At 55.9% G+C, this 14,963-nt stretch carries 3 protein-coding genes; 1 reads left to right on the top strand and 2 read right to left on the bottom strand.

Annotated features, from left to right (window positions below):
• Nucleotides 1–87: 87 nt before the first annotated feature.
• Complete coding sequence (locus ABC395_RS27410; protein WP_459564685.1) at nt 88–12,561, bottom strand: amino acid adenylation domain-containing protein; 12,474 nt, start codon at nt 12,559–12,561, stop codon at nt 88–90.
• A gap of 916 nt (nt 12,562–13,477) precedes the next feature.
• Between ABC395_RS27410 and ABC395_RS14265 the strand changes: the two genes are divergently transcribed.
• Nucleotides 13,478–14,341, top strand: coding sequence for a hypothetical protein (locus ABC395_RS14265; RefSeq protein WP_413004020.1), 864 nt, complete (start codon nt 13,478–13,480; stop codon nt 14,339–14,341).
• 237 nt (nt 14,342–14,578) lie between these two features.
• Here ABC395_RS14265 and ABC395_RS14270 read toward each other — a convergent pair whose 3' ends face one another.
• Nucleotides 14,579–14,962 carry a nuclear transport factor 2 family protein gene (locus ABC395_RS14270; RefSeq protein ID WP_413004022.1) on the bottom strand — a complete coding sequence of 128 codons (384 nt, stop codon included), beginning with the start codon at nt 14,960–14,962 and terminating at the stop codon, nt 14,579–14,581.
• Nucleotide 14,963: the final 1 nt, after the last annotated feature.

A 14,963-nucleotide genomic window follows, 5' to 3' on the forward strand; every position in this document is an offset into this window, starting at 1 on the left:
TCATCGTTCCCCTCTCTTTTCGTTAAAAAAAGCAATCCGGCGGATAGCGCACGGAATGCGCCGCACGCACATCCGCCGGGTAAAGCTTTAGAAAACAATATCGATAGCTTCCAGCAAGTCCTCTTCCTGCTCCGGAGACCCGTTTAAAGCCAGATCTTTCAGCAGAACGTGAGGCTGCTCGCAAATTTTGGAGAGGATGGTCAGAAAGTCTTGGGCAAAATTGTCGATCATGTTCCGGGAAAACAGTTTCGTCGCATATTCAAAGTGGCCGCTCATGCCTTCTTCCTCGTACGTAACTTCCAGGGTCAAATCAAATTTAGCGACCGTCCGGGCCTCCATATAAGGCTCGACGCTTAACTCTCCGAAACGGCTGATCCGGTCTTCTCTGGTTTCCATCACAAACACCGAGTCAAATATCGGATGCCGGCTCAAATTCCTTGCCGCCTGAACTTTTTCCACAAGCTCCTCGAACGGATAATCTTGATTCTCGTATGCTCCCAGCATCGTTTCCTTGATTTCTTCCAGATAAGTAAGGAACATCTTGTCGCCGGACGGGTAGTTCCGGACAGCCAGCGTGTTCACGAACATTCCGATCAGCGGCTCCGTATCCGCATGAGTCCGGCCGGAAACCGGCGTTCCCACAATGATGTCTTCCTGTCCGGAATACTTGTGCAGCAGAACGGTGTAGGCGGCCAGCATAACCATATACAAGGTCGCGCCGTTCGCGTCGGCGATTTGCTGTAAAGTTTCGCTTTGCCCCTCCGCGATGGCAAAATCCAGCACGTCTCCCTCATAGCTCCGCACCGGCGGTCTCGCGAAATCGGTCGGCAGCTCAAGCTGCGGCAGTTCGCCGTCCAATACGTCCAGCCAGTACGCTTCCTGTTTTTTCAATCGTTCGCGCTGCGCTTCGGATTGCTGCCACGCGGCGAAGTCTTTATATTGAATCCGCAGCGGCTGGAGATTTTCCCCCGTGTACATACGGAGAAGGTCGTCAATTAAAATGCCGGTGGACACGCCGTCGGACACAAGATGATGGATGTCGAACATCAGGATATGCCGGTTCCGTTCCAGCCCGATCAAGCCGACCCGCAGCAGCGGCGGACGATCCAGTTCAAAGACGCGAACGAATCCTTCGGCAAGTTCGCGGGCCTTTTCTTCGTCAGCCAGCCAATACTCCAATGCAAAATCCACTTCCGGGTAAATAACCTGAACGGGTTCCCCGTCCACCATCTCGAAAGCCGTGCGCAAAATTTCGTGGCGGCCGATCAGTCCGCGAAGCGCAGCTTCAAAGCGGTCACGATCCAACTCTCCTTTAAGGACCATAAGACCGGACATATTATAGCTAAGTTCCGCGCCTTCCATCTGATGCTGGATGTAAAGTCTTTTCTGTACGGAAGACAGCGGGTAATGAGCACGTTTTTCGAGTACAGGGATGGCGGTATGTTCGCGGTGCTCCAGCCCTGCTAGGGTACGGGCCATTTCTTCAACCGTCGAATGCCGGAAAACATCCCGCAGCGGCAGGTCCACGTTCAGCTCTTTGTGGATTTTGCCGACGAGCGTGGTCGCCCGCAGGGAATGCCCGCCGAGGTCGAAGAAGTTATCGCGGATGCCGATTTCCTTCTGAAGCCCGAGCACGTCCTGCCAGATGGCGGCCAGCTTCGCTTCCAGCGGCGTGCGCGGCGCGATATACTCCGCGCCTCCGTCTGCGCCTGCTTCGGGCGCCGGCAGTGCCTTCCGGTCCACTTTCCCGTTCGGGGTCAGCGGAATCCGCTCCAGCCGGATAAAATACGACGGGATCATGTAGCCCGGAAGCTCCTGCGCCAGTGCGCTGCGCAGACTGCTCGCGGCAAGCTCGCCTTCGGCGGTGTAGTACGCGCACAGCGCTTTCTGGCCGCCGCCGTCTTCGCGCACGAGCACGACCGCTTCGCGGACGCCGTCCGCCTGGAGCAGCTGCGACTCGACCTCACCCGTTTCGATCCGGTAGCCCCGGATTTTCGCCTGGTGGTCGATCCGCCCGATAAAGTCGACGTTCCCGTCGGCCGTCCAGCGGGCCAAGTCGCCCGTGCGGTACAGTCGTTCACCGTGGACGAACGGGCTGTCCACGAACTTCTCTTCCGTCAGATCCGGACGGTTGAGGTAGCCTCGTGCCACGCCCGGACCGCCGATGCACAGCTCGCCCAGGACACCGACCGGCACCGGGTTCAGATGCGCGTCCACGATGTAGAACCTTGCGTTCAACCATGCTTTGCCGATCGGTACGCTGCCTGTTTCCGGCAGCTTCGCCAGCGGCTCGTCGTAGAAGCTGGAATCGATCGCCGCTTCCGTAACGCCGTAGCTGTTGATGATGCGGAACTGCGAGCCGAAGCGCTCCTGCAGCATGCGGTAGTCCCCGACGCTGCAGCTGTCGGAGCTCGTAATAAGCAGCTCCATCGAGCTCATATCGAGCTCATGCTGCGCGACATGTTCCATAAACGGCACGATGAGCGCCGGTGTCGATTCGAACACGGTAATCCGCTTCTCCCGGATCCAGCCGTGCAGGCGGGCCGGGTCGATCCGGTCGTCCTTCGGCACGATCACCATGGTACCGCCGTTGTACAGCGTCCGCGCGATATCCCCGACGAACACGTCGAAGGAAAAGCTCGCGAGCTGAAGCAGGCGGACCGGGAATTGGTCCAGCCGGTATTCCCGGCGGTAAGCCGCCGCCGTGTTCACGAGGCTGCCGTGCTCGATCATGACGCCTTTCGGCCGTCCCGTTGTGCCGGACGTGTAGATCACGTAAGCGAGATCGTGCGGCTGGGTTTCGGCAGAATCGCTGACCGATGAGCCTGACGCGGACATGCTGCCGGAGGCTGCGATATCTTCCTTGCGGCCGCTAACGGCTCCAGCCTCTTGACCGGCGGAGATTCCGGCACGCTCTGCGAGATTACCCGCAGCGCCGGTAGTCAGCCTGTCGTCCGTTCCGCTCTCATCCTTGCCGCCGACAGCCGCATTTTCGCCGTCCCCAACGTACGACTTCTCGTCGTCCAGGCAGAGGATCGAGCGCAGCGCCGTCTCTTCCGCCTCCAGCCAAGCCTCGGCGCCTTCTCTAAATGCCGTCTGCGTCAGCAATATCGTCGCCCCGCTGTCTTCGAGCATAAAACGGATGCGATCGGCCGGATAATCCGGATCCAGCGGCACGTACGCGCCGCCCGCTTTCCATACGGCGATCACGCCGACGAGCAGCTCCACCGAACGCTCGGCGAGAATGCCGACGATCGACTCTCTGCCGACGCCGTCCGCACGCAGCGCTGCCGCCAGTCGGTTCGCTTTTTCGTTAAGCTCCCGGTAGGTCAGCTGCTTGTCTTCATAGACAACGGCAGCCGCATCGGGCGTGCGCAAAGCCTGTTCCTCGAACAGCCAGTGGAACGTCTGTACCTGCGGCAGTTCGGACAGCGCCGGATTGAACGCTTCGAACAGCTGCTCTTTTTCGGAAGAGGTCAGCAGCTCCAGCTCGGCGATTTTCGCTTCCGGTTTTTCCACGATGGCACCGAGAAGATGTTCATAATGCTTCGCCATCCGTTCTACCGTTTCTTTTTTATACAAAGAGGTTGCATATTCAAATAAGTAGTCCAAACCACCCGGGGTTTCCGTTACGTCCAGACTAAGGTCGAACTTGGAGACGATTTCTTCGCTCGCATAGGGAGCCAGTTGCAGCCCCGGAAGCTGAAGTTCCTTATTTTCCGTGTTTTGCAGCGTAAACATGGTGTCGAAAATCGGATTGCGGCTTAAATCCCGGGCAACCTGCACTTTTTCCACCAGCTCCTCGAACGGGTAGTTCTGGTGCTCGTATGCGCCGAGTGTCGTTTCTTTAACCTCCTGCAAGTAGGACAAGAACGTTTTGTCTGCGGCCGGGTAATTGCGGATTGCCAGTGTATTGACGAACATGCCGATAAGCGGCTGTACATCGCCGTGTGTCCTTCCGGCAATCGGCGTACCGACGATCAGGTCTTCCTGGCCCGTGTATTTATGCAGCATGACGGTATAGGCCGCAAACAAAACCATGTACAAGGTTGTGCCCGTTTCCGCCGCCAGCCGCTTTAAGCCATCGCTCTTCCGCTCATCCATAGTGAACCCGAGCGTTCTCCCCTCGTAGCTCTGCTGGGCGGGCCGTGCATAATCCGTCGGCAGTTCCAGAACCGGCAGTTCTCCGCGGAAAATTTGAAGCCAATACGCTTCCTGAAGCTTCAGCTGCTCTTTCTGCTCCTCAGACTGCTGCCAGACGGCGTAGTCTTTGTACTGGATCCGCAGCGGCTCCAGCTCTTCCCCGCTGTATAAGCGGACAAACTCTTCCACCAAAACGTCCATCGAAACACCGTCGGAAACGATATGATGCATATCGAACATGAGAATATGCCGCTCAACCGCCAGTTCAATCAATCCGACCCGAATTAGAGGAGGTTTCGCGAGGTCGAACGGACGGACAAATTTCCGGACCACTTCCTCCGCTTCCGCCTCGCTTGCCGCGACATGTTCCACGGCAAAATCAACGTCCGTATAGATCCGCTGTACCGCTTCCCCGTTCGCCATTTCGAAGCCTGTGCGCAGTGTTTCGTGCCGTTCAACCAGTCTGCGGAATGCTTCCTCGAACCGCTTGCGGTCAAGCATCCCTTGCAGCATCAGGGTACCCGGCATATTGTAGCTCAGCTCCGCTCCTTCAAGCTGGTTGAGGATGTACAACCGTTTCTGAGCGGACGACAGCGGATAATATTCTCTTTTCTCAACAACAGGGATAGAAATATGTTCCTGCCGTTCCATCCAGGCGATGGCCTCGGCCATTCCTTCAACCGTCGAATACCGGAAAACGTCGCGCAGCGGCAAGTCCACGTTCAGCTCTTTGCGGACTTTGCCGACGAGCGTGGTCGCCCGCAGGGAATGCCCGCCGAGGTCGAAGAAGTTATCGCGGATGCCGATTTCCTTCTGAAGCCCGAGCACGTCCTGCCAGATGGCGGCCAGCTTTGCTTCCAGCGGCGTGCGCGGCGCGATATACTCCGCGCCTCCGTCTGCCTCCGGCGCGGGCAGCGCCTTCCGGTCCACTTTCCCGTTCGGGGTCAGCGGAATCCGCTCCAGCCGGATGAAATACGACGGGATCATATAGCCCGGAAGCTCCTGCGCCAGTGCGCTGCGCAGACTGCTCGCGGCAAGCTCGCCTTCGGCGGTGTAGTACGCGCACAGCGCTTTCTGGCCGCCGCCGTCTTCGCGCACGAGCACGACCGCTTCGCGGACGCCGTCCGCCTGGAGCAGCTGCGACTCGACCTCGCCCGTTTCGATCCGGTAGCCCCGGATTTTCGCCTGGTGGTCGATCCGCCCGATAAAGTCGACGTTCCCGTCGGCCGTCCAGCGGGCCAAGTCGCCCGTGCGGTATAGACGTTCACCGTGGACGAACGGGCTGTTCACGAACTTCTCTTCCGTCAGATCCGGACGGTTGAGGTAGCCTCGTGCCACGCCCGGACCGCCGATGCACAGCTCGCCCAGGACACCGACCGGCACCGGGTTCAGATGCGCGTCCACGATGTAGAACCTTGCGTTCAGCCACGCTTTGCCGATCGGCACGCTGCCTGTTTCGGGCAGCTTCGCCAGCGGCTCGTCGTAGAAGCTGGAATCGATCGCCGCTTCCGTGACGCCGTAGCTGTTGATGATGCGGAACTGCGAGCCGAAACGCTCCTGCAGCACGCGGTAATCCCCGACGCTGCAGCTGTCGGAGCTCGTAATAAGCAGCTCCATCGAGCTCATATCCAGCTCATGCTGGGCGACATGTTCCATAAACGGCACGATAAGCGCGGGCGTTGATTCGAACACGGTAATCTGCTTCTCGCGGATCCAGCCGTGCAGGCGGGCCGGGTCGATCCGGTCGTCTTTCGGCACGATCACCATGGTGCCGCCGTTGTACAGCGTCCGCGCGATATCCCCGACGAACACGTCGAAGGAGAAACTCGCGAGCTGAAGCAGGCGGACCGGGAATTGGTCCAGCCGGTATTCCCGGCGGTAAGCCGCCGCCGTGTTCACGAGGCTGCCGTGCTCGATCATAACGCCTTTCGGCCGTCCAGTTGTGCCGGACGTGTAGATCACGTAAGCGAGATCGTTCGGCTGGGTTTCGGTCGGGACGCTATCTTGCGTGCCTGTTGTAATGCTCTCAGCCTTGCTGCCGACAGCCGCATTTTCGCCGTCCCCAATGTACGACTTCTCGTCGTCCAGGCAGAGGATCGAACGCAGCGCCGTCTCGTCCGCCTCCAGCCAAGCTTCAGCGCCCTCTCTGAGTGCCGTCTGCGTCAGCAGAACCGTCGCCCCGCTGTCTTCGAGCATAAAGCGGATGCGGTCGGCCGGATATTCCGGATCCAGCGGCACGTACGCGCCGCCCGCTTTCCATACGGCGATCACGCCGACGAGCAGTTCCACCGAACGCTCGGCGAGAATGCCGACGATCGACTCTCTGCCGACGCCGTCCGCACGCAGCGCTGCCGCCAGTCGGTTCGCTTTTTCGTTAAGCTCCCGGTAGGACAACTCGTTGTCTTCGTACACAACGGCAGCCGCATCGGGCGTGCGCGAAGCCTGTTCCTCGAACAGTCGGTGGAACGTTTGCACCTGCGGCAGCTCGGACATGGCGGGGTTGAACCCTTCGAACAGCTGCTCTTTTTCGGAATGCGTAAGCAGCTCCAACTGTTCCACACGAATGTTCGGATCGGCCGCAGCCTGCTCGACCGCACGGGAGAAATGGCCGTGAATGCCCCGGATATCCTCCTCGCTGAACGTATCCGCGTTATAGGTAAACCGGATCATAATCCGCTCCCCGGGAATAACCGTTATATCGAAATCATAGTTCGTTTGTTCCGGAGCCTGAATGTTGGAAATGGCCAAAGCCCCGCTGCCTCCGACAAGCTCTTCGATCCGCTCTTCCATCGGGTAGTTTTCGAATACCATGATATGGCTGATGAGATCGCGTTTTTGCTCGCTGAGGGCCTGTATTTCATAAAGCGGGAACGTGTCGTACGCCCCGGATGCCAAAGCCTGCTCCTGGGTTTTCCGCATCACATCCGCCACGGATTCTCCCGCTTCGCTCCGGACCCGGACCGGAATTGTATTAATAAACAAGCCGATCATGCTTTCTACACCGGCGATATCCGCCGGACGGCCCGAAACGACGCAGCCGAACACGACATCCCGGCTGTTGTTATACACCTGGAGAACGAGACCCCACAGCGTTTGGACAAACGTACTTAGCGTCACTTGATTTTGCCTGGATACACGTTCGATTTTCTCGCTCAGTTCCCGGCTGAATTCGAAATCCAGTTCGACCGCGTTGAAACTTCCCTGCTTGCGCTGCGCTTTTTCCTGAGGAAGCTTCGTATGCTGGTCGTAGCCGTTCAAATAACCGCTCCAATAGTCTTCCGCCGTTTTGCGGTCCTGTTTTTCCAGCCATTCGATATAACGGGCAAACGGTGTAACGGGAGGAAGCTCGGGTTTTCTTTTTTCCAAAAATGCGAAATAGCTTTCAAACACTTCTTTGATCATGAAGGACATGCACCAGCCGTCCATCAGGATATGATGGTGACTCCAGATAAGATGCCAGGACTGTTCGCCGGTCCGGACAAGAGTCACCCGCATAAGGGAGTCTTCCGCCAAATCAAACTTCCGGGCTTTGTCGGCGTTTGCCAGTTCAGCAAGCGCATGCTCCCGCTCCGTCCCGGGAAGTCCGCTTATATCTTCGTAATAAATTTCGCCCTTACGCTCGCGGAACACCATCTGAACCGGTTCGTCTTTCCAGCCGATCATAAAATTGGTCCGAAGCGCTTCATGCCGTTGAATCAGCACATCCAGCCCTTTCGCGAAAGCATCGGCGTCCAGGCTCCCCTGAAGGTCGAACGTCACCTGTTCGAAATAGGCTTCCGAATCGGCATCCAGCAGGCTGTGGAACATCATGCCCTTCTGCATCGGGGTCAGCGTATACACGTTCTCCAGCTCTCCGATAGAGGCGGTACGCAGCGTCAGCTGCTCCAGCTCTTCCACGGACAGCTCCGGCAGAAGGACATCGCTCGGCGTAAGCTCCGGCATTTCCTTGGATAAGCAGTGCGCGATAACTTCCCGCAAGCTGCTTTCGAGCAGGTTGCCCAGCCGTTCAATCGTCTCCCGGCGGTACTGGGTCGTTCCATAGCGGATCGTAAGCTCCAGCGCCCCCTCCGTAACCATTCCGTTCATGTCCAAGGCAAAATCCATCGCCGCATTCGGGCTGACATCGTTGCCGGTGGAGAACGGGGACGGCTCCAGACCGCTGCTCGCGTAATCCTGATCGAACTGGCCAAGGTAGTTAAAGCTGATTTCCGGATCGGGCCCCCACAGATCGTCCTCCCGCTCCTGCGCCATATACCTCAGAATGCCGTAGCCGATTCCCTTGTTGGGAATACGCCGGAGACTTTCCTTCGTCCCTTTGATCTGCTGGGCAACCGTCTGGTCCCCGCCGCTCTCCAGCACGACCGGAAATTGGCTCGTAAACCAGCCGACGGTTCTTGTAATGTCCACATCCGGAAGAATGTCTTCACGTCCGTGGCCTTCAAGATTCACGAGTATCCGGCTTTGTCCGGTCCAGGCTTGAACGGCCATACCGAGGGCCGTAAGCAGAAGATCGTTCATCTCCGTATTGTAGGCGCGGTGTGCCTGCTTCAAAAGCTGCTCCGTCTCACCTTCCGTCCATCTTACGGTCACGATATCGCTGTCTTGAAGCCGTGAGTTCTCCTGCCCCAAATCTTTGGGGAGCGGTGTATGCTCGATCCGTCCGATCTGCTTCCAGTAAGCCCGCTCGGATTCAAGCGCCTCACTATCCGCATAGCGTGACAATTGTCCGGCCCACGTCTGGAACGAATCTGTTTTATGCGGAAGCGAAATCGGTTGTCCGCCAAGAGCCTGTTCGTAGCCGGCCGCAAAATCTTCAAACAAGATGCGCCAGGACACGCCGTCCACAACAAGATGATGGATGGCCATGAGCAGATGGTCGCCATCCGAACAGCGGAACAGGCCCAGTTTGACAAGCGGTCCTTTTTCCAGGTCGATGCTTCCCTGGATTTCGCTTGCCTTCGCCTCGACGGCATCCGCACAATGTTCGTAACCCGTAAAATCCGTCACTTCCAGGCTGAACAGCTCTTCGTCCGTCCCCCGGTTCCATGCTTCATAACCGGTACCGGTTCTACGGTAAACCGTACGCAGCGCGTCGTGATGCCCGACCAGTTTCGCGATCGTCAGTCGAAGCGCCGTCTCGTCGAAGCCTTCTCTGCGGTACTGCATGAACGCCTGGTTGCTGTGATGCGGATCGGCCGGATTCTGTCCGAAAAACCAACGCTGAATCGGCGTCAGCGTCACGGCTCCCGTCACTTCTTCCTGGCTGGCCGTTTTGCCGGCCGATTGAAGCTGGGGACTTAGGGACGCTATCGTCGGATAGTGGAAAAGGTCGCGCATGACCAGCTTGTAACCGGCCTGAAGGAGCCTCGAAGAAACCTGGAGCGCTTTAATCGAGTCTCCGCCGAGTCCGAAGAAATTGTCCGACAGACCGACTCTGTCCACGCCGAGTACGGACTGCCAGACGGCGGCAAGCGCTTGTTCCGCCGGAGTCCGTGGAGCGATGTACTTGACCTCCGCCTGTACGCTGCCTTCCGGCTCAGGCAGGGCCTTGCGGTCTACTTTGCCGTTCGGCGTAAGAGGCAGCGAGTCCAGACGCATCACGCGAGCCGGCACCATATGCGAAGGGAGCGTCTGCTCCAGATACGCGTGCAGGGCTCTGGTATCGATATCACATTCCGATACGACATAGCCGCACAAATACTTCTGGCCCCGTTCGTCGGTACGGTCGGTTACGACCGCTTGGCGGATGCCGTCAAAGCGCAGCATCGCCGTCTCGATTTCGCCGAGTTCGATCCGGTATCCCCGGATTTTCACCTGATAATCGATCCGTCCGATAAAGTCCACATTGCCGTCTTCCATCCAGCGCGCCAGATCGCCCGTACGGTACAGGCGTTCTCCGGCGGCAAACGGACTTTCCGCAAACTTCTCTTCCGTCAGTTCCGGACGGTTCATGTATCCCCGGGCGACGCCCGGCCCTCCGATGCACAGTTCTCCCAAAATTCCGACGGGGACAGGATTTAGCTGAGCGTCCACGATATAAAATTTGGCATTCAGCCACGCTTTGCCGATCGGCACGTTGCCGGCTTCCGGCAGCTTGGAGAGAGGCTCGTCGTAGAAGCTCGAATCGATGGCCGCTTCCGTGACGCCGTAGCTGTTGATGATCCGGAATTGAGACCCGAACCGTTCCTGAAGCTGACGGTAATCTTCAACGCTGCAGCTGTCGGAGCTCGTGATGAGCAGCTTCATGGAGCTCATATCAAGCCCCTGCTGGGCCACATGTTCCATAAACGGTATGATGAGCGCCGGCGTCGATTCAAACACGGTAATCTGCCGGCTTTGTATCCAGCCGTGCAGGCGTGTCGGATCGATCCGGTCGTCTTTCGGGCAGATTACCATGGTGCCCCCGTTGTAAAGGGTGCGGGCGATATCCCCGACAAACACGTCAAAAGAAAAGCTCGCAAGCTGAAGCAGGCGCACGGGAAATTGATCGAGCCTGTATTCCTTGCGGTAGGCCGCTGCCGTGTTCACGAGGCTCCGGTGCTCGATCATGACGCCCTTCGGCCGTCCTGTCGTGCCGGACGTGTAGATCACGTAAGCAAGGTCTTCCGGCCTGCTCTCCGCCGGCACACTGCCGGTTACGGCGTCAGCTGCCTGGTCTGTGAAGCCGGCCGGCGCGTTCGCCTTTTCTTCGCCGTACGAATTCTCGTCGTCCAGGCAAAGAACCGTATGCAGCGTCCCGCCTTCCGTCTGCCAAGCTCCGGCCCTGTCCTTCAGACCGGTTTGTGTGAGCAGCACCGAAGCTCCGCTGTCCCCGAGCATAAAGCGGATGCGGTCGGACGGATAATCCGGGTCGAGCGGAACGTATGCGCCTCCGGCCTTCCATACCGCCATGACGCCGACGAGCAGATCGACCGACCGGTCGGCCAAAATGCCCACGACCGATTCTCTGCCGATACCGGCTCCCCGCAGGGTGCCCGCCAGGCGGTTTGCCCGCTCGTTGAGTTCCCCGTAGGCGAGCTGATTGTTCTCATACACCACGGCCGCCGCATTCGGGTTTAACGCAGCCTGTTCCTCAAACAGCCGGTGGAACGTTTTGGCTGGAGGAAGCTCGGACGCCTCAGGGTTGAATTCGGTTAAAATCTTCCGTTTCTCCTCATCGCTGAGCATGGACAATTCGCGAACGGTCTGCTCCGGGTTAAGGACAATCCCGTCAATGATCGTAAAGAGCTGCTCCGCGATCCGCAAAATCTCACTTTCGTCGAACAATTGGACCCGGTAATCGATATTGAGATCAATCTCCTTATCGTCCAGCGCATCTACGACGTGTATGGCAAAATCGCCCACTTCATGTCCGGAATGACTGCTCTTGCGGACCACGCTGAGGCCGTCGTAATTCGTCACGGTGACGGGCAAATATTCAATATCGACCCGGAACAGTTCGGGAACGTCCCACTGTTTGTTCCGTTCTCTTAAATCCTGAATGAGCTGGTTGTACGGATATTTCTGATGGCGGAGATTTGTTTTCTGTTCTTTGGAGATATGCTGCAAAAACGCCAATACAGGCTGATCCGGATCGAGCAGCATTCGGGTCGCTACCGTACTTACGAACATGCCCAGCGTATCTTTCTCCTGCTTGGATGTCCGGTTTGCGTATATCGTACCGACCGTGATATCTTCATTTCCCGTTACCTTGTGAAGCAATATGTATAAAGCCGCCAAAAACACCGTAAAAGTACTGATGTTGCTTTCCTCGCTAAAACGCTGCAGTTGTTCGTAGCGCTTGCCGGAGAAGAGCACACTGACCCTGTCGGCATCTGTACTCACGGAGTATGGCGAACTCGGTTTCATCCTTGTAATTTCCGAAAAGGACTCAAACTTGTCCAGCCAATAAGCTTTGTCCTTCTGATAGCGTTCCGAACGTTCATATTCCTGTTCGGCATAAATATATTCCTGATAAGTGCCTTTAGCTTTAGCGTCCGGTTCCTGCCCGCCGACTATTTTCACGTAATTCTCCATAATCGTTGCGCTAAGAAGGTGTGAGGAGATGCCATCCGCTATACTATGGTGGATTTTAATGTTAAACCAATGTTCTTCGTTATTAAGATTCAACAGACAGAAGTTGTACAGCTGATCGTCAAAAATTGTCAATGGCACTTGATTGAACTGATCCAGCCACTTTTTGGCCTCGGCTTCATCGCTCATTTCCAGATAATCGCACTGCGGTTCGATGTCGGACTCTTCCGTAAACCACTGGACGGGTTCGCCGGCATCGGTAGACGCGATCCGGATCCGGAACGCATCATGGTCGCGGATCAGCTTATGAATCGCCTGCATTAGAGCTTCGGTATTCACGGGACCGCGAATAAACAAAGTACCCACGATGACTCCGACCGATGTGTTCGGATACATCATTTCCATACTCCATATTCTTCGCTGCGCTTGAGTTAAAGCAAACCGTTTGTTAGTATGTTCTCTCACATCGACACTCTCCTGTTATAGAGATTCGTTTTCAGGTATGCAACCCTGTATCTAATTCCACACTCCAAACTTTCGCAAAAATTTCGGCAAAAAGTGAAGGGCAGCCTTCGGCAGGCTCGTCTGATTAATTGTCCGGCGGGCAAAAATCTCCCTCAAAAACTTGACAGATGATGTCGGATAGAGATAATGAGTACAGGCGTCCTCCCTTCGATGGCATTTGAACAAATGGGCAAAATCAACCCGGCAACCGGGTTTTACGAGAATAGATTGAGGTGCTTGAAACAAAATGATCCATCGTTTCAAAGCTTTGTAGAAAGACCCTTTGCTGCCTCATCTTATAAAATTACATAATTCCCCATCAATTCCCAATTATATATGATGTCCTCCAAGTAAACATGGTATTTTTGAACTATTTTGTATTAATTTAATAATAAGGTCTATTTTTATCCAATTTTACAAAATAACAACATTTGGTGTGATGTTTGTCCTTGCCTAAATGTGCGCTTAACGTCCAGTGCCTCCCCCTGTATACCCGGCCAATCCAAAAAACCGCTCAGCGCGGCCTCTTTCCTTCATTTTCGTTTAGTTCGCACACCCGACCTCTTCCAGCATCCTTTCCTTACTTATTTCCAGCATTCATTTCTTTTTTACGAATATAAATTAACAGGCGGATTTAAAAAAGACAGCGGCCGTAAGTGTGAACGGGTACGCTGCGCCATTATTTTTCGTTACAGATTTTCGTTACAGAGAAGTATTTACATAAATCGCATCTTTTTTTGATAATGAGCTAACAGACATTCTTTATGCTAAATAATGGGAAACTATTCTAGTGAGAATAAAGGAGAGAGAAAATCGGATGTTTACACGTTTACTCCGCACCACCGCGCTCGTCCTGACCGTCGGTACGACTCTGTTGACCGGAACGGTGATCCAGTCCGCTCCCGCGCAAGCCGCAAGCAACATGGTACCGGACTATGAAGTGAAAATTTTGTTGAAACCGGAAGCCGTTCTCGGTTCGGACAACAAGCTGAAAAGCAGTGTGCTTAATACGTTCGGCATGCCGTCCAGCGTTACTAAAATGAATGTGGCTTTCCTGGATACGAACGCCAAAGATATTTACACAAACGGCTGGAGCACGCGCATCCGTAAATCCGAAGACGAGAGCAAATTCGAGCTGACTTACAAAAAGCGGTACCCGATCGTCAACAACGACATCAACGCTGCCCTTACGAAGGCCAAACAGGATGGATTCGACTCCGGGGAGACGAACTATGAAGCTCAGGTGGAATGGGGTTACCAGAACAAGACCCTCAGCATTTCGCGAAGTAAAAAAGCGAGCAAATCCGGCTACAGCGGCATGGACCTCCCGTCTATCAGCGATGCCCGCAGCCTGTTGATCGGCAACGCGCCGGGCAAGTTCGACGATTGGCTCGGCGACGGCTGGGGCACGAGTCTGCTCGGAAGCTCCCGCTATTACGGGCCCGTACTGGCCAAGCGCTCGATCGGCACCTGGGACGGATTGAAGCTGTACATCGAAGTGTGGCCGATCCGCAACTCTGCCGGAACCGGCACCGAATACATAGTCGAAGCTTCGTTCAAGACAACGAGCGAGTCCACCGCTGCCGCGAAGCACGACGAACTTATCGCGCTGCTGCAGAGCAAAGGCTGGTTCCTCGCGCAGGATTCGCTGAAAACCCAGCTGATTATGGACCGCTACTAACGGCGGGACAAAAAAACAGGTGCAGGCTAAAAAAAGCCTGCACCTGTTTTTCGCTCGCCGCCTCATATAAGGCCCATTGTCCGTCTTCTGAATGAAACTTGTGCCCCTCTTCATGAGGCGGTTTCACGCTTCGCATGACGGCCGCCGTATGAGCAACGCCGCAGGCCAAGACGGCTCTGTCCAGGGACAGCCCGTCAGGTTTCCGAAAGGCACGCGAAAACCTGACGGTCCCTTTTTCTAACTGTAATCTTCGATCAGGAGCACTTTGCCGTCTTCGATTTCAAATACCGACTTTCCTTTGAGAGTGATCTTTTCCCCTGCTTTAAGCCCGTTAGGCAGATCGGCCGCAAGTGTTCCCTCGTAATCAATCTCAGCTTCGAGCCGGTCATCTGCAAAATTAACTTCCGTTATCGTCTGACAGCGCTGGGAGAACAGCTTTTTCGATTGTCCGGCTAATTCGCGGAAAGCCTCTTTCCCTTTCGTCTCCGCATTCACGACGCCGTTCGAAATGTTTCGGAACACAACCTCCTCGTGCAAGAGCAGAAGCATGCCGTCAATGTCGAAAGCGTTGTAGGCCTCCACATACTTTTCAACCAAGTTTACCGCCGTACGTTTCTCCATC

It is taken from the genome of Paenibacillus canaveralius, from assembly GCF_047238265.1.
Taxonomy (GTDB): domain Bacteria; phylum Bacillota; class Bacilli; order Paenibacillales; family NBRC-103111; genus Paenibacillus_F.

Excerpts from the sequence above, each read along its gene's own strand:
- ABC395_RS27410 (WP_459564685.1), bottom strand. The coding sequence starts at position 12,561 with ATGGAAATGATGTATCCGAACACATCGGTCGGAGTCATCGTGGGTACT.
- ABC395_RS14270 (WP_413004022.1), bottom strand. The coding sequence starts at position 14,962 with ATGGAGAAACGTACGGCGGTAAACTTGGTTGAAAAGTATGTGGAGGCC.
- ABC395_RS14265 (WP_413004020.1), top strand. The coding sequence starts at position 13,478 with ATGTTTACACGTTTACTCCGCACCACCGCGCTCGTCCTGACCGTCGGT.